Origin of the sequence: Streptomyces sp. NPDC001222 (assembly GCF_042896945.1) — a bacterium.
Lineage (GTDB): Bacteria > Actinomycetota > Actinomycetes > Streptomycetales > Streptomycetaceae > Streptomyces > Streptomyces gibsoniae.
In genome coordinates, this window is record NZ_JBIAXT010000041.1 from 15,428 (window position 1) to 34,391 (window position 18,964).

General features: G+C 71.0%; 19 protein-coding genes. 6 read left to right on the plus strand and 13 right to left on the minus strand.

Annotated elements, in window-relative coordinates:
• Positions 1 to 23: 23 nt before the first annotated feature.
• From ACFY2Z_RS36020 to ACFY2Z_RS36030, 3 genes are read right to left on the minus strand one after another with little or no spacing between them, the layout of a single operon-like run.
• A complete protein-coding gene (locus ACFY2Z_RS36020) occupies positions 24 to 491 on the minus strand; it encodes a hypothetical protein (protein WP_390748200.1) in 468 nt (155 codons plus the stop codon).
• Positions 484 to 1,302 carry a tryptophan synthase subunit alpha gene (gene trpA, locus ACFY2Z_RS36025; RefSeq protein ID WP_390748201.1) on the minus strand — a complete coding sequence of 273 codons (819 nt, stop codon included), beginning with the start codon at positions 1,300 to 1,302 and terminating at the stop codon, positions 484 to 486. The genes ACFY2Z_RS36020 and trpA overlap by 8 nt, the downstream gene beginning before the upstream one ends.
• Positions 1,303 to 1,321: 19 nt before the next feature.
• Positions 1,322 to 1,642 (minus strand): hypothetical protein, encoded by a 321-nt coding sequence (locus ACFY2Z_RS36030; protein ID WP_390748202.1) that lies wholly within the window; start codon positions 1,640 to 1,642, stop codon positions 1,322 to 1,324.
• A 128-nt stretch (positions 1,643 to 1,770) separates the two neighbouring features.
• On the opposite strand from ACFY2Z_RS36030, the gene ACFY2Z_RS36035 reads away from it, so the two are divergent.
• Positions 1,771 to 2,085 carry a hypothetical protein gene (locus ACFY2Z_RS36035; RefSeq protein ID WP_390748203.1) on the plus strand — a complete coding sequence of 105 codons (315 nt, stop codon included), beginning with the start codon at positions 1,771 to 1,773 and terminating at the stop codon, positions 2,083 to 2,085.
• Here the strand turns inward: ACFY2Z_RS36035 and ACFY2Z_RS36040 are convergent, their stop codons facing one another.
• The 7 genes from ACFY2Z_RS36040 to ACFY2Z_RS36070 all read right to left on the minus strand — a co-directional run bounded on the left by ACFY2Z_RS36040 (position 2,086) and on the right by ACFY2Z_RS36070 (position 7,588).
• The gene (locus tag ACFY2Z_RS36040) at positions 2,086 to 3,072 is read right to left on the minus strand and encodes an alpha/beta fold hydrolase (RefSeq protein WP_390748204.1); all 987 of its coding nucleotides are present in this window, start codon (positions 3,070 to 3,072) and stop codon (positions 2,086 to 2,088) included. It lies immediately after the preceding gene.
• Between the two features lie 114 nt (positions 3,073 to 3,186).
• The gene (locus ACFY2Z_RS36045; protein ID WP_390748205.1) at positions 3,187 to 4,974 is read right to left on the minus strand and encodes a type IV secretory system conjugative DNA transfer family protein; all 1,788 of its coding nucleotides are present in this window, start codon (positions 4,972 to 4,974) and stop codon (positions 3,187 to 3,189) included.
• Positions 4,975 to 5,058: 84 nt separating this feature from the next.
• A complete protein-coding gene (locus ACFY2Z_RS36050; RefSeq protein ID WP_390748206.1) occupies positions 5,059 to 5,748 on the minus strand; it encodes a hypothetical protein in 690 nt (229 codons plus the stop codon).
• Entirely contained in the window at positions 5,723 to 5,998 is a 276-nt protein-coding gene (locus tag ACFY2Z_RS36055; RefSeq protein ID WP_390748207.1) for a DUF317 domain-containing protein, read from the minus strand. The genes ACFY2Z_RS36050 and ACFY2Z_RS36055 overlap by 26 nt, the downstream gene beginning before the upstream one ends.
• 19 nt (positions 5,999 to 6,017) lie before the next feature.
• Positions 6,018 to 6,374 (minus strand): hypothetical protein, encoded by a 357-nt coding sequence (locus ACFY2Z_RS36060; protein ID WP_390748208.1) that lies wholly within the window; start codon positions 6,372 to 6,374, stop codon positions 6,018 to 6,020.
• Positions 6,375 to 6,403: 29 nt separating this feature from the next.
• Entirely contained in the window at positions 6,404 to 7,015 is a 612-nt protein-coding gene (locus tag ACFY2Z_RS36065) for a DUF317 domain-containing protein (RefSeq protein ID WP_390748209.1), read from the minus strand.
• Positions 7,016 to 7,204: 189 nt separating this feature from the next.
• The gene (locus ACFY2Z_RS36070; RefSeq protein WP_390748210.1) at positions 7,205 to 7,588 is read right to left on the minus strand and encodes a hypothetical protein; all 384 of its coding nucleotides are present in this window, start codon (positions 7,586 to 7,588) and stop codon (positions 7,205 to 7,207) included.
• Positions 7,589 to 8,067: 479 nt separating this feature from the next.
• Between ACFY2Z_RS36070 and ACFY2Z_RS36075 the strand changes: the two genes are divergently transcribed.
• The 4 genes from ACFY2Z_RS36075 to ACFY2Z_RS36090 all read left to right on the plus strand — a co-directional run bounded on the left by ACFY2Z_RS36075 (position 8,068) and on the right by ACFY2Z_RS36090 (position 11,450).
• Positions 8,068 to 9,366 (plus strand): alpha/beta fold hydrolase, encoded by a 1,299-nt coding sequence (locus ACFY2Z_RS36075; protein WP_390748211.1) that lies wholly within the window; start codon positions 8,068 to 8,070, stop codon positions 9,364 to 9,366.
• A 71-nt stretch (positions 9,367 to 9,437) separates the two neighbouring features.
• The gene (locus tag ACFY2Z_RS36080; RefSeq protein ID WP_390748212.1) at positions 9,438 to 10,073 is read left to right on the plus strand and encodes an MBL fold metallo-hydrolase; all 636 of its coding nucleotides are present in this window, start codon (positions 9,438 to 9,440) and stop codon (positions 10,071 to 10,073) included.
• A gap of 79 nt (positions 10,074 to 10,152) precedes the next feature.
• Complete coding sequence (locus ACFY2Z_RS36085; protein ID WP_390748213.1) at positions 10,153 to 10,932, plus strand: exodeoxyribonuclease III; 780 nt, start codon at positions 10,153 to 10,155, stop codon at positions 10,930 to 10,932.
• Between the two features lie 77 nt (positions 10,933 to 11,009).
• Positions 11,010 to 11,450, plus strand: coding sequence for a DUF6278 family protein (locus ACFY2Z_RS36090; protein WP_390748214.1), 441 nt, complete (start codon positions 11,010 to 11,012; stop codon positions 11,448 to 11,450).
• Positions 11,451 to 11,691: 241 nt separating this feature from the next.
• Here ACFY2Z_RS36090 and ACFY2Z_RS36095 read toward each other — a convergent pair whose 3' ends face one another.
• Both ACFY2Z_RS36095 and ACFY2Z_RS36100 read right to left on the minus strand, forming a co-directional pair.
• The gene (locus ACFY2Z_RS36095) at positions 11,692 to 13,260 is read right to left on the minus strand and encodes an alpha/beta fold hydrolase (RefSeq protein WP_390748215.1); all 1,569 of its coding nucleotides are present in this window, start codon (positions 13,258 to 13,260) and stop codon (positions 11,692 to 11,694) included.
• Between the two features lie 114 nt (positions 13,261 to 13,374).
• Positions 13,375 to 14,130, minus strand: a complete 756-nt coding sequence (locus ACFY2Z_RS36100) for a hypothetical protein (RefSeq protein WP_390748216.1) — start codon at positions 14,128 to 14,130, stop codon at positions 13,375 to 13,377.
• A gap of 104 nt (positions 14,131 to 14,234) precedes the next feature.
• Between ACFY2Z_RS36100 and ggt the strand changes: the two genes are divergently transcribed.
• Positions 14,235 to 16,031, plus strand: a complete 1,797-nt coding sequence (ggt, locus tag ACFY2Z_RS36105) for a gamma-glutamyltransferase (protein ID WP_390748217.1) — start codon at positions 14,235 to 14,237, stop codon at positions 16,029 to 16,031.
• A 15-nt stretch (positions 16,032 to 16,046) separates the two neighbouring features.
• Here the strand turns inward: ggt and ACFY2Z_RS36110 are convergent, their stop codons facing one another.
• On the minus strand, positions 16,047 to 18,722 hold the full coding sequence (locus ACFY2Z_RS36110) for an ATP-dependent Clp protease ATP-binding subunit (RefSeq protein ID WP_390748247.1): 2,676 nt from the start codon (positions 18,720 to 18,722) through the stop codon (positions 16,047 to 16,049).
• Between the last annotated feature and the right edge of the window lie 242 nt (positions 18,723 to 18,964).

Genomic DNA, 18,964 nt, shown 5'->3' on the forward strand with positions numbered 1-18,964 from the left:
GGTGGGGAAATTGGGGAGCGCCCTCAATGAGGCTGGTGCGGCAATGGCCTTGGCGGCATGAGCTCGTCCCGGTGTATTGCGTGGTAGAGGGCGGGGACGCGGTCGAGGAGATCGGCGGCCGACTCGATGAACTGCTGCGGCGAGGGGCCGATAAGGACGACCGGCTCTGATGCGCCGTCGACTCGGAGGCGTTGGTTCTCCACGGCGCGGGCGAGGGCGGCGGTCAGTTCGGCGCCGGCGTCCTGGGCGGCCCTGGCGATGTGCGCGACGCGGTCGAGGAGCAGCAGGTTCGCGGGCGTGGTTCGCGGCGATTGCTGTGCGAAGTCGAGGAAAAGCCGCAGGGCGGTGTCGGCGAGGTCTTGGGCGTCGGTGATCCGCGCAACCAGCGCGTGCGCGTGGGCGGTGGCGTCGGTGCGCAGGGCTCGACGAAGGGCCACGGCATCGGCGGTGATCCGGTCGAGGGCCTCGGCCGGAGCGGAGCGATCAGGCATGGGTCCCCGTGAGAGTGGTCGGGTGCAGGGCCTGGGCGAACGCGGCGGCCACATCGGGTGCTTGAGCGGGGTCGGTGGCCAGCGCGCGGACGATGGGGGTGCCGATGACGACGGCCTTCACCAGCGGGGCGACGCGTGCGGCGAGGGCCGGGGTGGAGATCCCCACTCCCGAGATCACGGGCAGCGGGCTCGTGGCGCGAAGGCGCTGGGTGAAGTCGGCGAGGGCTGGGATGTCGAGCGGGCCCTGGTAGCCGGTGGGGGCCGTGCTTGCGGGCGCGTAGAGACATCCGGACGCGCCGGCGACCGCGGCCGGGAGGTCGGCGTCGGGGGTGGTGCGCGGGATGAGGCGTGGGGTGCGAAGGCCCGCGTCCCGCGCGGCCTCGTGCCAGCGGGCCGCCTGGTGGGCGGGCAGGTCGACGACCATCACCCCGGCAGCGCCAGCGTCGGCGAACAGGCGGGCCAGGTACTCGGGGCCGTGGCGGCTGATGGTCTCCCAGTAGGTCATGACGACGGTCGGCCGGAGGTTTGCGGCATGCCCGATGGCGCGGACGGTGCGGTCGAGGACGTTCCCGCTGTGCAGGGCGCGGTGGTACGCGGCCTGGATGACGGGTCCGTCGAGGAAGGCGTCCTCGGCGGGCAGACCGACCTCGAATACGTCGGTGCCCTCGCGGGCGAGACGGTCGAGGTATCGGCGTTCCACATGCGGTGGATGCAGTCCGGCGGGGACGAACACCCCGAGTGAGCAGCGACGTTGGGCAAGGACGGATTGGAGGGCTTCGGTGGGGGTCAGGAGGGGCCTTTCGTATGGCAAGGGGCGATGAGCGGTTTCGTCAGGAAGAAGGCAGCCGGTGGGGGCCGCGACAGCGTGTGCGGCAGGGCGGCGGGAGGGACGTGTGGCTCAGGTCGGAGGTGCAGTGGCTGCTGTCGAGGGCGGCCAGGCGTGCCATGGCGCGGTGGGTCAGTTCCTGCGCGGTCGTGGGGAGGCTGGTGAGCTGCTGGCGTGCGTTGCGGGTCGCGTCCCGCGCGCGGCGACGCCAGGGGTGCGGGTGGGGCGGCCTGATGCCAGGCGGAATGACCTGCAGCGTTGCGATGCCGAGGTCGACGCGGACGGGGATGCCGTCCACCATCAGGTTGGTCTCGGCACGGATCACGGCTGAGAGGGTTTCGGGCTGGGAAAGTCCGGCAGGCAGCGCGCACGTTCCCGAGGTCACCTGGTGGGTGAAGCCGTGCTGGGCGAGGACGCGGACTCCCGCTGCCGTTGTCGTGGTGGCGTGGCCCCGTGGCCGGTGAACCGGATCGTCACCTGGGGCTCCTTGCTCGGTTCGCGGCTGGCCCAGGCGAGGTCGGCGATCTCCAGGGTGTGGTTCATCAGCCCGTATACGGCGACACCGATCTGCTCGTGTGCGTCCTGCGCGGATTCGGGTGGCAGGAGGTACAGCGTGCGGCCCTCGTGTTCGCGCCGTTCGACGCCTGCAGTGGTCAGGCTGCGATGGGCGGCGCGGATGGAGCGGTTGAAGACGACGAAGGTCCATCCATCGCCGGTCGACTCGATGAGACGTCCGAGTGGTCGGTGAAAGCCATCATTCTCCGTTAATCAAGGTTCGCGGATGGCGGTGGAGTTGGGCGGGGCTGCTGACGCGGATCGGCTGACGAAGCTGCTGGGGACGTCGAGTTCGTTGCACGTGGGGCCCGATGCGAGGTGGCCGATGCGGGTGCTGATGAGCGCGTGGTGGCGGACAGGCAGCGCATGCGTGGCACGGGGGAGGATCTCCAGGCGCGCGTCGGGCAGCTGCTCGGCCAGCTGCCTGGTCTGGGCGGCGGGGATGTGCTGATCGTCTGCACCAGCCATGAGCAGCAGCCGCCCGCCGAGCCGTTCCAGGACCTGTAGGTCGTGTGCCTGGTAGTCGTGCAGGGCTTGCCAGAGCACCGCGAGATCGGCGGTGGGAGTGTGGTGCACACCGTGGCGGCACGGCGGTGGGCCGTCCTGATGAGCAGCGCTGTTGTGGGGTGTGAGGGCGTAGCGGCGGGTGACGGGCAGCCTGCGCCGCACCCGGTCGACGGCCTGGGGAGTGTGGGCGCAGGCCAGTGCGAGTAGGCCGCGTCCCGTAGCCAGAAGCAGGGCGCGAGGACTGCGGCCGGGCAGCACACTCGCCCCGTGCGCGGTGGCCGACAGCAGCACCATGCCGCGGATGCGGGGCAGGAGTTCGGGGCGCAGGGCGGCGAGTTCCTGGAGGACGAGTGCACCCAGGGAATGGCCGACGAGTACGAGGGGACCGTTGGGGGCGAAGGAGCGCAGGACTTGGTGCAGGTCCTCGGCGAGTTGCTCGATGGTCAGTGGCGCCTCGCCGCGTGGAGTATGACCGTGCGCTCGCTGGTCGTAGCGCAGAACTTTGAAGCCCAGATCAGTGAGGTGCCGGGCATGGGCGCGCCACAGATCGGCGGTGACCGACGCGCCGTGCACCAGCACGATCGTCGCGCCGTCGGGTCGCGGACGGGCCGGAGTGTCGCAGTAGGCGGTCAGTCGGGTGCCGTCCGTCGCGAACGCCGGCAAGACCTCGGTGGCGTCAGGGGATTGGGGCAAGGGGGACCTTGGAGTGGAGAAGATGCACGAACGGAACGGCCGGATGGCAGGGGCTGCCGTGCCGCTGTGGCGTGGGCGGGTATGGTCCGGGAATTGCGCTGTGGGCAAGCTCGGTCAGGCGGCCGTGCCGCAGTCGTCCCGCTGAGGTGCGTGCTTGGTGATGGCGCGTGTGGTGATGGCCTTCGACGCTCGGGAGGAGGCGGCGGCGAGATCGCCGGCGGAGGGCTCGAGGTACCAGGGGCGCAGGTCGAGCATGGCGGCGCGCATGCCGGTGGCGAAGAGAAGCGCGGTGCCCTTGGGCAGGGCGCGGATGGCGTCGGCGGGCAGGATCCGCTCCTGCCGCATGCTCAGCGAGGTCGAGGTGCCGGAGTCGGAGGTGGACGTGGAGGTGGTCTCGACGTCGTGGTCCCCGATCAGCCGGGACAGCTTGTCTGCGAAGTCCGGATCATCGATGCCGGAGCCGATCACCTTGACGGTGGAGGCGGACCACATGGCATCCATGCCAGCGTCGCCCCAGACCTTCTGGCCCTGCCGGTAGGACTGCAGGATGGTGATCGGGATGATCCCGCGCGAGCCGAGATGCGAGTACAGGTCCGGGAGATCGGAGATCTTGCAGACGTTGGCGGCCTCGTCGAGGATCGCCAGCATCGGCGGGTCCAGGCGCCCGCCGGCGCGCTCGGCCTCGGCGGTCGCGGCCCGCATCACTGAGTCCGCGCACGCGGCGATCAAGGCGCTCGCTCCGCCGCCGCCGTCCTTGGACAGCAGGTAGAGCGTGTCGGTGGAGGTGACGAATTCGGCGGGCCGGAACTCGGGGACGCCCTTCTGCGGGGTGACCCAGGCGGCGATCTCGGTGTTCAGCAGCGCGGAGGCGTACTGGCGGGCGGTCTCGTAGATGCCGTCCCTGGTTTCCGGCGGTCCTTCCACGGTTCCCTTGAGCTGGGCGGCGACGGCGGCAAATCCGTGGTCGCGGAGGATGTCGAGCGGGGTGCGGTCGGCGGGGAAGGCCAGCCAGCTCATGACGTCGGTGATCGGCCGCTCGTCCAGTGCCGCGGCGAGGAACAACTGGCTGAGAACGTTGGATCCGGCCTTGGACCAGAAGTCGCCCTGCTGGCTCGCGTCCACGGAGGCGGCGAGGAAGTGGCCAGCCAGACGGCCCGCGCCGTCGAGGGTCTTGGCGTCGGCGAGAGGGTTCCACCACATCTCGCGTGCCGCGTGCGCGATCTGCTGCGGGTCCATCGCCCACACCTGCCCGACGCGGGCACGGGCGTCGTAGGTGGCGGTGAAGGCGTCGCCCGCGGCCTTGTTCGAGGTCAGCAGGACCGGGCCGGGCGCGGCGAGTATGGAGGGGATCGCGAGCGAGGTGGTCTTGCCCGAGCGGGGCGCCATGATGGCGACGGCCACGTCCTCGTAGCCCATTCGCACCTCGTGCTTGGTGCCCTGCAAGTTGCCGAGCAGGATGCCGGTGTCGCGGGCATCGATGTGCTGGGCGTCCGCCAGGCTCGGGCGCAGGGAACGTGCCTTGTCGGTAATCGCCTTGGCCATCAGCGGTTCGATGTCCCGGGCCGTGGCCATGCCGGCGACCTTCTTCCGGCCGCCGCTGCGGTTCTTGTGGCGGGCCCACAGCGCGCCCGCTGCTGCCCCGAGGGCAAGGAGGAGGAGAACGGGAACGATGCGGGTGCCGATCAGCAAGGACGTTGCTCCCGCCTCGGGCCAGACCTGCTCGGGGTGGAGCAGGGCATCGGTCGGCTGGTACGGCGCCCAGCTGGCTCCGGTGAGGTAGGCGGTGATGTTGCCGGACAGCCAGGCGAGGTGGGACAGGGGGACGACGACGGCGAGCACGCCGAGGAAGAGGCGCAGGACGAGGTCGTACCCGTCGGTGGAACTGTTGGAAGAGGGCGGCAAAGGGCTACGTGCTTTCGGGCGGGCGGAGAGATCAGCGGCTGCGGCCGTTCGTGGCCGGCGGCTGTCGCAGGGTGCTCGGCACGCTCACTTCCGTGCTGCGATTCGGCGGTCGGCTGCGGGGGCCGAGAGCGAGGCCGGCGTGGGAGCTAGATGTGAGGGGGCCTTGTAGGCAGCGGAGTTGATCTCCCGGAGCGCCTTGCCGTGAGTGGCCCAGTCGTCGAGGTAGCTCCACGATTCGGCATGATGCTCGGCGAGGGCGTTGTCGAAGTCCGGCGTACCGGGCTTGGCAGTGGCGGGGAGGCCGTCGCGGGTCTTCAGCCACTGCTCGTGCAGTTCGTCGAGCCGGTCGAGGGCGGCGTGTAGGACGCCCAACTGGTACACCCAACGGCTCTGCACGGTGTTCTCCGGCAGGTGGGCCAGTTGAGTCTCGGCCGTGGCCAGCAGGTGGCGAGCGACGTACTGGAGCGGCTCGAACGCGGTGAGGGTGTCGGCGTCGCGCTGGCTCGCGCGCATGCCGTAGGCGTGGTCGTCGTACGGCCAGCCGTCGAGGTCGGTGTGCTCGTCGGAGTAGACGTTCCAGGCGTCGAGGATCTTCTTGCTGTCGCTCAGGTAGCGATCGAGGTGACGGAGGAAATCGCGATGTGCGCGGTGATCGGTGGAGATGAGGAGGGGTCCTGTCGGTTCAGCGGAAGGCGGCCAGCCCGGCGGTTCCCGTCGGTGCCGGGGTCGTCGCGGATCTCGTCTGCTGTCAGCGAGTGGAACGCGCCTGGCCACGAAGGGACTTGATGCGGGTGACGTGCGCGTCGACCGTCTGTTGCGGCGTTAGCGGGCTGGGGGTCTGCACGACGCCGTAGTGGGCGGTGCGGTCGAACATGCCGCGCTGCAGCGGCGTGGCGTCGGTAAGCGCGGTGACGGAGGCGGTTACGAGGTGTTCGGGCGTCTGGCCGTCGAGGAAGGCGTGCCACAGGCGGGGGCCGCGGACGAAGACCTCGGGGCGGTCGTTCACCTGGAAGTGCCAAGCCACACGGCCCTATGCCGTTCGCTCAGCGGCCCCCGTTGCATCCCTGCTCGCTCGCGGTGGCGCTGCCGTACAGGCTGCGGAGACCGTCCAGCACGTAATGGAGGGTGTGTTGGTCGGACTGCTCCCACGCGGCGGTGCGCAGTTCCGTGATCAGAAGGTTGAGCTGCGGGGTGCGCGGAGTGCGCGGATGGTCCTGTACGGCGCGGGCGAGGGCCCGCAGGGTGTCGGCGAGCTGGACCGGCAGGCCCGTGTACTCGTCGAGGAGGGGCTCGACGAGGGCGAGCGCCTCCTCGGGGTCGGGGCTCTCGCGCAGGTAATCGGTGAGGTGGGACAGGGTCTCGGTCGCGGTACGGATGGCGTCCGGGGTGAGTGCGGGCATCGGGCTCCTCGGTGCGGTGGGCAACGGAGTCAGCGGCGGGTTCGAGCGCCGCCGACGGGGGTGTAGGGACGGGCTGTGGTGCGCGGCCGGGTAGTTCGGGCGCTGTTGCGGGCCCAGGTGGCGGCGCGGGCGGCCGTGATCCGGGCCTGCTGCCACGCGCTGAGCTGAGAGGGGCGGACGGAGACAGACCAGGTTCGGATCTGCGTGCTCTGCGGAACGCGTCCGCGCGGGCGTATCACGGGATCGGGGCTGGCGAGCTCGGTCGAGAAGGCTTGCACCAGGTGCATCGGGGTGCTGGGCGAAAACTGGGCGGTCCAACCGTTGCCTTGCTCGTCCTTCGCCCCCGACCACCACATCGCCTCACCGTCCGGACTTTGGTGGTACTGCATCCATGCGGTGCCATCGGGGCTGATCGCGGTGTAGTGCTGGCCCGCGGGACGCGCGTGCCAGTTCTGCTCCTTCAACGGCGCCCAGACGTTGGGGGCGTGTGCGAAGCGGGGACGGGTGAGGGCATCGGTCAGCCCGGCGACGATCTCCACCGGTGTCTGCCGGCCGAGGTGTGCCCACCACGCGTCGTTGTGGTCGCTCGCGGCGCCGTGGACCGTCCACCCGCCGGGCAGGGCATGGGGGGGCGTAGACAATGCGGACCGCGCGGTCCGGGCTCTCCATGACGAGCGGGCCGCCCGCCTTGGACTGGTCCCGCCATCCCGAGGCGCGCAGGAACTCGGAAACGTGCCGGACGTCGCCGCCGCCGGCGAGGGCGCGGGGCTGGACGAGGTAGTGCTGCTCGGCCTGCTCACCCGGTCCCCAGCCCTGCCAATGCGTCTTCTTCACCGGCGCCGGCGGACGACGAGCGGAGCGGGAGCTGGCGGTTTCGCTGTTGTTGTGGCGGGCTGGGTGCCTATGCGTTGGAGGACGTCGTGGTGTTCGTCCAGGTCGAGGGCGATGTCGTGGAGTTCGTTCGAGGCGCGGCCGAGAGCCAGCCACACCTCGGCCGGGAGAGCGCCTCGTTCGGCCTGGTCCTTGGCGAACACGCTGCCGGTGGCCACGAGGTGGGTGATGCCGCCGAGGACTCCGTCGTCCGGGTCCATGACGCGGGCGATGACCTGTGTGGCCTGGTGAGGTGGGAGCTGGGAGAGGTGGTCGGAGAGCTGGCTGAGCTGACGGGTGATCTCATCGGCCAGCATCACTGGGTACGGCGTGGGGAGGGACATGCTCCTCCAGGTCGGGGGCGGTTAGTGGTGTGGTCAGTGGTGGTGGCGGTGCCCGGCCCGCTGGGATTCGGCGAGGACGGCCTCCGGGCGGGCGCCCGCCAGCAGGGACGTGCGGTCGGGGCCCGTAGAGATGCAGGCACGCAGGTAGCGGCGGAACAGCGCGGTCGCGAGGAGGGGCTTGAGGTGGGGGGTGATTGGTGGGGGTGTGCGGGGAGCTACGGGTTTCTCCGATGGTTCGGGTGGTGAGGGCCGGGCGACCCGGCAAAGATGCCGGGTTCGCCCAGCGGGGGCCATGGGATGCGGCGCAACCTGGGATGGCCTTCACGGTGCTGCGACGGAGGGGCAAGCGTGATCCGGGCGGCCCACCGACCTGGATCCCCGAGGGTTCCGGCAGTGCCGGCCCTCGCGCCGAGAGGGGCAAGAGCCGCCGAGTTCCCCCGGTCGTGTGAGATCTCGTGATACGTGAGAGGGTCTTCGGCGTGAGTGAGACACCGCCGAACACCCTGCAATACCGCTTTGACGGGCCAGAAGACGCCCCTGTCCTGATCTTGGGTCCCTCACTGGGTACCACATGGCACATGTGGGACCGGCAGATCCCCGAGCTCGTCAAGCAGTGGCGGGTCTTCCGTTACGACCTGCCGGGTCACGGCGGCGCCCCGGCGCACCCGGTGGGCTCCGTCGCCGAGCTCACCGCCCGGCTGCTGGCCACGCTCGACGGGCTCGCGGTGCAGCGCTTCGGCTACGCGGGCTGTGCGTTCGGCGGTGCCGTCGGTATGGAGCTGGCCCTGCGCCACCCCGAGCGTCTCGCCTCGCTCGCCCTGATCGCCGCGTCGCCCCGCTTCGGCACGGCCGACGAGTTCCGCCAGCGGGGCGTGATCGTCCGGACGAACGGGCTCGACCCCATCGCCCGGACCTCCCCCGAGCGCTGGTTCACCGCGGGCTTCGCGGCCGCCCAGCCCGCGATCACGGAGTGGGCCGTGCAGATGGTCCGCACCACCGACCCCGGCTGCTACATCGCGGCCTGCGAGGCCCTCGCCGCCTTCGACGTTCGTGCCGAGCTGGGCCGCATCGGCGTGCCGACCCTGGTCCTCGTCGGCTCGGAGGACCAGGTCACCGGTCCCGCCGAGGCCCGCACCCTGGTCGCCGGGATCCCGGACGCCCGGCTCGCGGTCGTTCCCGGCGCCTCCCATCTGGTGCCTGTGGAGCAGCCGGCGGCGGTCACCGATCTGCTCGTCCATCACTTCTCGACCGCCTGGCAGCCCGCCTTCGACGCGACCACCGGCCAGCTGACGGCGATCACCGCACCCGCGGTCAAGCCGGCGCTCGCCCCGCCCGCCCCGGTGGCGCCCGTGGCAGAGATCGCCCCGCCCGTCATGACGTCCGAGCCCGCGGACCGGCCCGACCAGTACGAGGTGGGCCTCAAGATCCGCCGTGAGGTGCTCGGCGACGCGCACGTCGACCGGGTGCTGTCCTCGGCGGACGACTTCTCCGGGGACTTCCAGGAGTTCGTCACGCGCTACGCGTGGGGCGAGATCTGGGACCGGCCGGGCCTGGACCGGCGCGCCCGCAGCTGTGTCACGCTCACCGCGCTGGTCGCGGGCGGCCATCTGGAGGAACTCGCCTCCCACACCCGGGCGGCCCTGCGCAACGGGCTGACCCCGGCCGAGATCAAGGAAGTGCTGCTCCAGGCCTCGGTCTACTGCGGTGTACCGGCCGCGACCAGCGCGTTCAAGGTGGCGCAGGAGGTCATCCGCGAGGAGACGACCCCGCAGGGGTGATCGTCAGCCGGGTAGTGGGAGCACCACGTCGGGGGGACCCCGGACGCCCGGGCGGGGGCAGGATGGTGTTCATGAAGCTCACGAAGAAGTCGCACGCCTGCATCCGGCTCGAGAAGGACGGGCGCACGCTCGTCATCGACCCCGGCACCTTCAGTGAGGAGGACGCCGCGGTCGGCGCCGACGCGATCCTGGTCACACACGAGCATCTCGACCACTTCAACGAGGACCGGCTGCGCGCCGCCCTGGACACCGACCCGGGCGCGGAGATCTGGACCCTCGCCTCCGTCGCGGAGAAGATCTCGGCGGCCTTCCCGGGCCGTGTGCACACCGTCGGCCACGGCGACACCTTCACCGCCGCGGGCTTCGACGTGCAGGTGCACGGCGAGCTGCACGCGGTGATCCACCCGGACATTCCGCGCATCACGAACGTCGGTTTTCTGATCGACGGCGGCAAGGTCTTCCACCCGGGCGACGCGCTCACGGTGCCCGACCACCCGGTGGAGACACTGATGCTTCCGGTGATGGCCCCCTGGAACAAGATCTCCGAGGTGATCGACTACGTCCGCGAGGTCAAGCCGCAGCGCGCGTACGACATCCACGACGCCCTGCTGACGGATCTCGCGCGACCGATCTACGACAACCAGATCGGCGCGCTGGGCGGCGCCGAGCACCTGCGCCTGGCCCCGGGCGGGTCGGCCGAGGTCTGACGGCCGAGGCGCGCCGGTTGGGGGGTCCGGCCCCGCCGCCCCCGGCCGGTTGTCGTACCCGCCCGGTAGGTTGGGGGACATGCGCATCGCCACCTGGAACGTGAACTCGATCACTGCCCGTCTGCCCAGGCTCCTGGCCTGGCTGGAGAGCAGCGGCACGGATGTGCTGTGCCTCCAGGAGGCCAAGGTCTCGGAGGCCCAGTTCCCCTACGAGCAGCTCCGCGAGCTGGGTTACGAGGCGGCGGTCCACGCCACCGGCCGGTGGAACGGCGTGGCGGTGCTCTCCCGCGTAGGCCTGGAGGACGTGGTCAAGGGCCTGCCGGGCGATCCGGGCTACGACGGTGTCCAGGAGCCCCGCGCCGTCTCGGCGACCTGCGGCCCGGTCCGCGTCTGGTCGGTGTACGTGCCGAACGGCCGTGAGGTGGATCACCCGCACTACGCGTACAAGCTGCAGTGGTTCGAGGCCCTGAAGGCGGCCGTGGCGGGCGACGCCGGGGGCAGCCGCCCGTTCGCGGTGCTGGGCGACTACAACGTGGCGCCGACGGACGAGGACGTCTTCGACATCGCCGCCTTCGAGGGTGCGACGCATGTCACCCCCGCGGAGCGCGCCGCCCTGACCTCCCTGCGCGAGGCCGGCCTCACGGATGTGGTCCCGCGCCCGCTGAAGTACGACCACCCCTACACGTACTGGGACTACCGCCAGCTCTGCTTCCCCAAGAACCGCGGCATGCGCATCGACCTGGTGTACGGCAACGAGCCGTTCGCGAAGGCCGTCAAGGACGCGTACGTGGACCGGGAGGAGCGCAAGGGCAAGGGCGCGTCGGATCATGCGCCGGTAGTGGTCGACCTGGGGTTGTGACGGCCTTGTGAGGGCGCGGCGGCCGGAGTCCGCGCGCCCTGTGGTGCGAGCCGTGGCGGTGGTGTCACGCTGGGCTTATGAACATCCCTTTCTTGGGCGACTGGCGCAAGAAACGAGGCCTGTCCCGAGGGGTCTCGGTGCTCTCCACCGGTGACCCCGACCCGGGCAGCGTCGCCGCACTTCTCTCCGAGTGCGAACTGCTGCGCTCCCAGGCCGACCAGGCGGGCGTCGAACTGGACGACTCGGCGGCGTCGTTGGAGGCACTCGACCAGATCGTGCCGCGCTGGCGCGACGACGACGAGATCGTGCCCTGGCTGGGGAACGACGCGGGCCTGTATCTGGGCACGGTGATCGTGCGTACGGTGCCGGGCGCGACGTGGGTGGTGTGGCCGAGCGGCCATCCCGTGGTGCGGCTGACCTCCGGGCGGGAGATCGACGTGGTCGAGGCCGGCCACACCTGGGCGGACACCGGCGCTCCCGAACTGACGCACGTGTACGCCGAGGTGGCGGAGTACTAGTGCCCCGGCAGGCCACGTCCGCCCCGTCGCGGCGCCTGGCACCACGCCGCCGCTCTTTCATGGGTGAACGTTGCCTGCCGGGGCACCAGCCCTGAGGACCACCGGCCGGAACCTCGACTAGGATGGGCCGTTCGTCCCCGCGATCTCGGTGGCGGTGGGACATCCCCCCACGGCCACCCGGACCGTAGGGGGAGGGCAGCACCAGCTCATCGGGGTGTGCCCGGCCGGTGGCGGTCGAAGATCACTGCTCGCGCAGCGGAACGGACACGTAGGACGGGTCCTCCGCGGGCGAGGAGAAGGTCAGCTGCGCGCCGGACGGGTTGTGTTCGATGTAGAGCGGGTCGACCGTGTCGACGACCATCGCGAGCCGGTGCCCGGCCGGGACGTCGTAGGCCGTGGAGAACAGCTCCAGGTCGACGCCGAACGGCTTGCCGGGCGTCAGCCCGTGCCAGGTGTACGGCGCGTTGCTGACCAGTTTGCCGAGGCCGAGCGGGCCCACGTCGTAGAGGTACGCGACGAGGGTGCCGCTCTCCTTGGTCGGGGTGAGGGTGGTGTGCAGCTTCGCGGTGCCGCGGATGTGCTGCGCGGTGGCGTACCTGGGCGACTGCCACACGGCCGCGTAGCGGCGCGGCAGCAGCGGGATCGAGGCGATCGGCGGCACCTGGGCCAGTTGGTCGAGGATGCTGGACAGGAAGATGACCCCGCCGTCCGCGCCGGAGTCGACGTTCGCGTGGATCGTGGTGGTTCCCGCGAGGTCGATCTTCCGCTGGGTCGCGCCCACCGACTTCCAGTCGGGGTAGCCCTCGTATCCGCCCGAGGAACGGGGCTTGAGCTCCACCGGTTGTTCGCGGTCGATGCCGTTGTCCTCGCCCTTGAGATAGTGGTCCATCCAGCGCTCGGTGTCGGTCCACACATCGTTGGGAAGCCCGAACAGCCCGGTCAGTTCGGCCGTGGCGTGGTCACCCGGACGCAGCTCCAGTCTCTTCGGTCCCGTCAGTTTCTCGTAGAAGTCGACGTACTGGTTGGGCGGGAAGATCGTGTCGCCCCAGGCGTTGGCGAGCAGGAGCGCCGTGCCGTTCTTGTTGAACTCGTCGACGTAGGTGGCGGGCGAGCGTTTCCTGCCCCAGGCGATCAGATCCGGCTCCTTCGCCAGGTTGGAGGCGAAGAAGTCCGTGAACACCTCCTTGAGTTCGGGGCTCGGACGGCCGGTCAGGGTACCGGCGCCGTCGAGCAGGGCGCCCGCCTGGACGTGCTGGGTGCGCTGGGAGTAGATCGAGTCGATCAGGTCCGCCCAGCCGCTCAGCGAGGCGACCGCCTTGATGCGCTTGTCGTGCGCGGCGGCGAGCAGACTGATGCCGGCGCCGTAGGAGACCCCCGCCATCCCGATGTGCCGGGCATCGGACGGGGTGTTGGCGAGCGCCCAGTCGATGACCCGGGACGCGTCGGCCATGTCGGGGGGCCCGGCCACTTCTATCTGGCCGCCGGACTGCCAGAACCCCCGCACGTTGTACGTCACCACGACATAGCCGGAGTCCGCGAGCTTCTGGGCCTGGGCGAGGTACTCGACCTGTGGCAGGCCCCAGCTCGTCGGGAGCACGAGCAGCGGATAGCGGCGCGTGCCGTCGGCGCCCGAGGGCGTCACCACGTTCCCCTTGAGGACCGTTCCGCCGTCCCCCGTGATGTCGACGAAGCGGACGTCGTTCGACGCCGCCTGGGCGGTCGGGGCGAACCCGAGGACGCTGCCGGCGATCAGCGTCGCCGAGACGGCACCCACGGTGGTCGTGCGCAGGGCCTTGCGGTGGTTTCCCACGGGTCACTCCTCACGTGTCAGTGCAAAGTGACCAGACGGTAACCTCATGTCCTTACCAGAGGTAACCCGCCGGTAAGTTACGTGCGGGTAACGATTGTTGACGTCTCAGCAAACCTAGGGAACACGTGAGGAGTCGGAAGGGGATTCCTCCGGTGCGGGAGCATGTGCCGCCCGGGTGACGTCCGCCACCAGCTCCACCACGTCCGGCCCGTACGCCTGGGAGTTGACCACCTTCAGCAGCAGGACGAAGGACCCGGTCCCGTACTTGCGGGCCAGTCGCTCGTGGTGGCGGGCGAGATAGCGGGTCGCGGCCTGGTTGGTGATCGCGCGCTGACCGCAGAAGAGGAAGACGGGGCGTGCGCCGCGGCCCAGGTCCGCGGTGAGCCGGGCCAGGATCACGTACTCCGCCCGGCCGGACTCCAGCAGATAGCGTTCGCCGCCGATGGCGAACGCACCGCGCTCCGGGCCCGGTTCCGCGTCGGTGTTGATGCGTATGCCGGGCAGCAGCGAGTTGAGGTGGGCGGCCATCCGGCGGTTCGACGCCGGGCCGCCGACGCAGAACTCCGTGCGCTCGCCGAAACCCTGCTGGGCGGCGTCATGTGCGACGACCTGGGCATGGGCGCCGCAGTCCTTGATGAGCGCGGACAGCTCCAGCAAGGCGAACACGTCGTGGCGCATCACCGTCAACTCGGGCCCGCCCGCCTCCCGGTTGATCACCAGCAGCGACTCGGAGTTGTCGGGCAGCCCGAAGAACACCTGCTTGCGGCGGAGTTTCCGCTTCCAGAGATACGTCCTGGCGAGCCAGCCGATCGCGGCGCTGATGCCGGCCGCGACCACCCCGAGGACGATGTTGCGCACGTCGTCGTTCATGGCCGGGCATGGTAGCGGGCCGTTGTGAACCGGTGTTCGATGGGACTGACGGGACCATGGCAATGCGGTTACGCTCGGTGGACGGACGTCGACTGGAGGTACGAATGCGTCGCCCTGGCGGACGGAAACTGGCGGTATGGGCGGTCTCGGCCGCAGTGGTGTCGGTGGGAGCGGCGGCGCCGCCGTCGTCCACCCCGGCACCGGACAAGGTCCCCGTGGCCGTCGGGTACGGCGGGGCCGTGGCGAGCGTGGACGCGGACGCCACCGCCGCCGGGATCGAGGTGCTGAAGAAGGGCGGCAACGCGGTGGACGCGGCCGTCGCCACCGCCGCCGCGCTCGGCGTCACCGAGCCCTACTCCGCGGGCATAGGCGGAGGCGGCTACTTCGTCTACTACGACGCAAAAACCCGCACGGTGCACACCATCGACGGCCGGGAGACGGCCCCGCTCACCGCGGACTCCGGCCTCTTCATGGAGAACGGCAAGCCGCTCTCCTTCGCCGACGCGGTCAGCAGCGGCCTGAGCGTGGGTACTCCGGGCACCGCCGCCACCTGGCAGAAGGCGCTTGACGAGTGGGGCAGCAGGCGGCTCGGTACGGTCCTGAGGCCGGCCGAGCGCATAGCCCGTGACGGGTTCACCGTCGACGACACCTTCCGCTCCCAGACCGCGTCCAACGAGAGCCGCTTCCGCTGCTTCCCGGACACCGCCAAGCTGTTCCTGCCGGGCGGCGCGCTCCCCGCGGTCGGCTCCACGTTCAAGAACCCGGACCTCGCCCGCACTTACGCGGAGCTGGGCCGGAAGGGCATCGGCGCGATCTACCACGGCGATCTGGGCGACGACATCGTCGCCACCGTCGACAAGCCCCCGGTGGACCCGGCCTCGGGCTGGAACGCCCGTCCCGGCAAGCTGTCGGAGAAGGACCTCGCGGTCTACCGGGCCAAGCTCCAGGCGCCCACCAGGACCTCGTACCGCGGCCTCGACGTCTACTCCATCGCCCCGTCCTCCTCCGGCGGCACCACGGTCGGCGAGGCGCTCAACATCCTGGAGAGGACAGACCTCTCCGACGCGAGCGAGGCGCAGTATCTGCACCACTTCATCGAGGCGAGCCGGATCGCCTTCGCCGACCGGGGGCGCTGGGTCGGCGACCCCGCCTTCGAGGACGTGCCCACCAAGGGACTGCTCTCCCAGCGGTTCGCCGACTCGCGCGCCTGCCTGATCAAGGACGACGCGGTCCTCACCAGCCCTCTCGCGCCCGGCGACCCGCGCCACCCGGCGGCCTGCGGCACCGGGGGAACGGCGGCCCCGACGACGTACGAGGGCGAGAACACCACGCACCTCACCGTGGCCGACAAATGGGGCAACGTCGTCTCCTACACGCTCACCATCGAGCAGACCGGCGGCAGCGCCATGACCGTCCCGCACCGCGGCTTCCTGCTCAACAACGAGCTGACGGACTTCTCCTTCACCCCCGCCAACCCGGCCGTCCACGACCCGAACCTGCCCGGCCCGGGCAAGCGGCCGCGCTCGTCCATCTCGCCCACGATCGTGCTCGACAAGCAGGGCCGGCCGGTCGTCGCTCTCGGTTCACCCGGCGGCGCGACCATCATCACCACCGTGCTGCAGACCCTGACCGAGTTCCTCGACCGGCATCTGCCGCTCGTCGACGCCATCGCCGCACCGCGCGCCAGCCAGCGCAACGCGGCGAAGACGGAGCTCGAACCCGCCCTCTACAACAGCGACCTGCGGACACAACTGGCGGCGATCGGGCACTCCTTCACACTGAACCCGGAGATCGGCGCCGCCACCGGCGTGCAGCGGCTGCCGGGCGGCAAGTGGCTGGCCGCCGCCGAGAAGGTACGGCGCGGCGGCGGGTCCGCGATGGTCGTGAACCCGGCGCCGTAACGGCCGACACGCGATTCACTCGGGGCGGGCGGCCCCGTCCCCCTCGGGACGGGCCGTCTCGCCGCCCTGTACCGCGGGAGGCGGGCCGTCCTCACCGGATCCGCCGGGCTCCGTGGCGCCCCGCGCACCCGGCTGAGTGGCCTCGGCCTGCTCCCCGCGGGCCGGCGGCTCCGGCCGGAAGAGCAACTGCCCGTCCTCCGCGTCCACCTCGACCCGGCCGCCGCGCTCGATCCGGCCGTCCAGCAGCAGCCGGGACAGCTGGTTGTCGACCTCGCGCTGGATGGTCCGGCGCAGCGGGCGCGCACCGTACTCCGGCTGGAAGCCGCGCCGCGCCAGCCAGTCCACGGCTCGCTCGGTGAAGGTGACCCCGATGTCCTGGGCCTGCAGCCGGCGACGCGTCTTGTCGAGCATCAGGTCGGTGATCTGCCGCAGTTGCTCGGATGTCAGCTGACGGAAGATCACGACCTCGTCGATACGGTTGAGGAACTCGGGCCGGAAGTGCTGGCGCAGCGGGCGCAGGATCTGCTCGCGACGCGCCTCCTCGTCAGCCTCGGCGCCGCCCGGCCCGAACCCGATGCCCGCGCCACGCCGGGTGATCGCCTCGGAGCCGAGGTTGCTCGTCATCACGATGACGGTGTTGGTGAAGTCCACCGTGCGGCCCTGGGCGTCGGTGAGTCGACCGTCGTCGAGGACCTGGAGCAGGATGTTGAAGACGTCCGGGTGCGCCTTCTCGACCTCGTCGAGCAGCAGCAGCGAGTACGGATGCCGCCGTACCACCTCGGTGAGCTGGCCGGCCTCCTCGTGGCCCACATACCCGGGCGGCGCGCCCACCAGCCGGCTGACGGTGTGGCGCTCCTGGTACTCGCTCATGTCGAGGCGGACCATGCGCTCCTCGCTGCCGAACAGCACCTCCGCGAGGGCGCGCGCCAGTTCCGTCTTGCCGACACCCGTCGGGCCGAGGAAGAGGAAGCTGCCGATCGGCCGGTCCGGACTGGACAGCCCGGCGCGCGAGCGCATCACCGCGTCGGCGACCACGCTGACCGCCTCGTTCTGCCCGACGACCCGCTCGTGCAGATGCTCCTCCAGGCCGAGCAGCCGCTGCTTCTCCTCCTCGGTGAGCCGGGAGACCGGGATCCCGGTCAGCCGGGAGACCACTTCCGCGACGGCCTCGGCGGTGACCTCCAGGTGCTGCCCCTCGTCCGCCTCGGTCTCTCCCGAGGCCTCCCCGATCCGCTCCTTCAGCTTGGTGATGCGGTCGCGCAACTGGGTGGCCTGCTCGTACTGCTCGTCGGCCACCGCCTGGTCCTTGTCCCGCGCGAGCTGCTCGACCTCGCGCTCCATGGCCCGTACGTCCGTGCCCTTGGTCCGGGCGCGCAGCCGCACCCGGGCGCCGGCCTGGTCGATCAGGTCGATCGCCTTGTCGGGCAGATGGCGGTCGGTGAGATACCGGTCGGACAGCTCCACGGCGGCCACCAGTGCCTCGTCGGTGTAGCGGACCTGGTGGTGGGCCTCGTAGCGGTCGCGCAGCCCGCGCAGTATCTCGATGGCGTCCGCGACGGACGGCTCGGGCACCAGGATCGGCTGGAAACGGCGGGCCAGCGCCGCGTCCTTCTCGATCCGGCGGTACTCCTCCAGCGTGGTGGCGCCGACGATGTGCAGTTCGCCGCGGGCCAGGGCGGGCTTGAGGATGTTGCCCGCGTCCATGGACCCGCCCTCCGTGCCGCCGCCGCCCGCACCGACGACCGTGTGCAGTTCGTCGATGAAGATGATCAGCTCGTCGGAGTGCGCGCGGATCTCGCCGACGATATTGGTGAGCCGTTCCTCGAAGTCGCCGCGGTAGCGGGTGCCGGCGACCACGCCGGGCAGATCCAGGGCGACCACCCGGCGGCCGAGCAGGACGTCCGGCACGTCCCCGTCGGTGATGCGCTGGGCGAGCCCCTCGACGATGGCGGTCTTGCCGACCCCCGCGTCGCCGATGAGCACCGGGTTGTTCTTGCCGCGCCGGGAGAGCACCTCGATGGTCTGCTCGATCTCCTCGTCCCGTCCGATCACCGGGTCGATACGGCCCTGGCGCGCGAGATCGGTCAGATCGCGGGCGTACTTGTCCAGGGTCGGCGTCGAGACGGGGCGCGGCCGCTCCGGGCGCGGCTGGGTGGTGTCGGCCGCCTCGGGCGGCAGGGAGGGCGGCGCGAAGTGCGCCGAGTGCAGGATGTGCCCGGCGGCCGAGTCGGGGTTCGCGGCCAGGGCGGTGAGCACGTGCTCGGGCCCGATGTAGCCGGCGCCGCTCGACCGGGCCAGATCGTGCGCGTCCAGCAGGGCGCGTTTGACGGCCGGGGTCAGCGAGAGCGAGGTGGGGGACGGGGCGTCCTCCGGGTGCTGCACCGGCCCCCAGCGCTGGTCGATCTCCGTCGCCAGCGAGTCCGGGTCCGCGCCGGCCCGGCTCAGCAGACTCCGGGTCGGTTCTGTGGCGAGCGCGGCGCGCAGCAGATGCTGGGTGTCGAGGTCCCGGGCACCGTGCTCGACGGCGTACCGCGCGGCGCCGGCGACCATTTGCCGGGCGGGCTCGCTCAGCAGCCGGCCCAGGTCGATCTGGCGCGGGCCCGGGCGCGGCCCGCCGCCGAAGATGCGTCGGAAGAACTCTTGGAAGGGGTCCGAGCCGTAGCCCTGCGAACCGTTGTAGCCGCTGGTCATGGCCATCCGTTCCGGCGTCCCGGCGGGGCCCGGGACACGCTCGCTGATCGACGTGCCGGTGCCGGGTGCCCGGACGGGGCCCGGTTACACCTGTGGGGCGCGCGCGGCGCTCGTAGACCACGATGGCACGAACGCACTCCCGCGGCATGTCCGGAGCCGGCCCGGCAAAGGGGCGCGCACGGGAGGCGCGTGCCCGGTGCGGCAGGCGCGCACGGCGTGCGCGCACTCCGACAGAGCGCTCT

What these genes read in the sequence shown, in the direction of transcription:
- ACFY2Z_RS36020 (WP_390748200.1), bottom strand. Translation starts at nt 491, where the DNA reads ATGCCTGATCGCTCCGCTCCGGCCGAGGCCCTCGACCGGATCACCGCC.
- ACFY2Z_RS36060 (WP_390748208.1), bottom strand. Translation starts at nt 6,374, where the DNA reads ATGCCCGCACTCACCCCGGACGCCATCCGTACCGCGACCGAGACCCTG.
- ACFY2Z_RS36070 (WP_390748210.1), bottom strand. Translation starts at nt 7,588, where the DNA reads ATGTCCCTCCCCACGCCGTACCCAGTGATGCTGGCCGATGAGATCACC.
- ACFY2Z_RS36080 (WP_390748212.1), top strand. Translation starts at nt 9,438, where the DNA reads ATGAAGCTCACGAAGAAGTCGCACGCCTGCATCCGGCTCGAGAAGGAC.
- ACFY2Z_RS36085 (WP_390748213.1), top strand. Translation starts at nt 10,153, where the DNA reads ATGCGCATCGCCACCTGGAACGTGAACTCGATCACTGCCCGTCTGCCC.
- ACFY2Z_RS36090 (WP_390748214.1), top strand. Translation starts at nt 11,010, where the DNA reads ATGAACATCCCTTTCTTGGGCGACTGGCGCAAGAAACGAGGCCTGTCC.
- ACFY2Z_RS36100 (WP_390748216.1), bottom strand. Translation starts at nt 14,130, where the DNA reads ATGAACGACGACGTGCGCAACATCGTCCTCGGGGTGGTCGCGGCCGGC.
- ggt (WP_390748217.1), top strand. Translation starts at nt 14,235, where the DNA reads ATGCGTCGCCCTGGCGGACGGAAACTGGCGGTATGGGCGGTCTCGGCC.
- ACFY2Z_RS36110 (WP_390748247.1), bottom strand. Translation starts at nt 18,722, where the DNA reads ATGACCAGCGGCTACAACGGTTCGCAGGGCTACGGCTCGGACCCCTTC.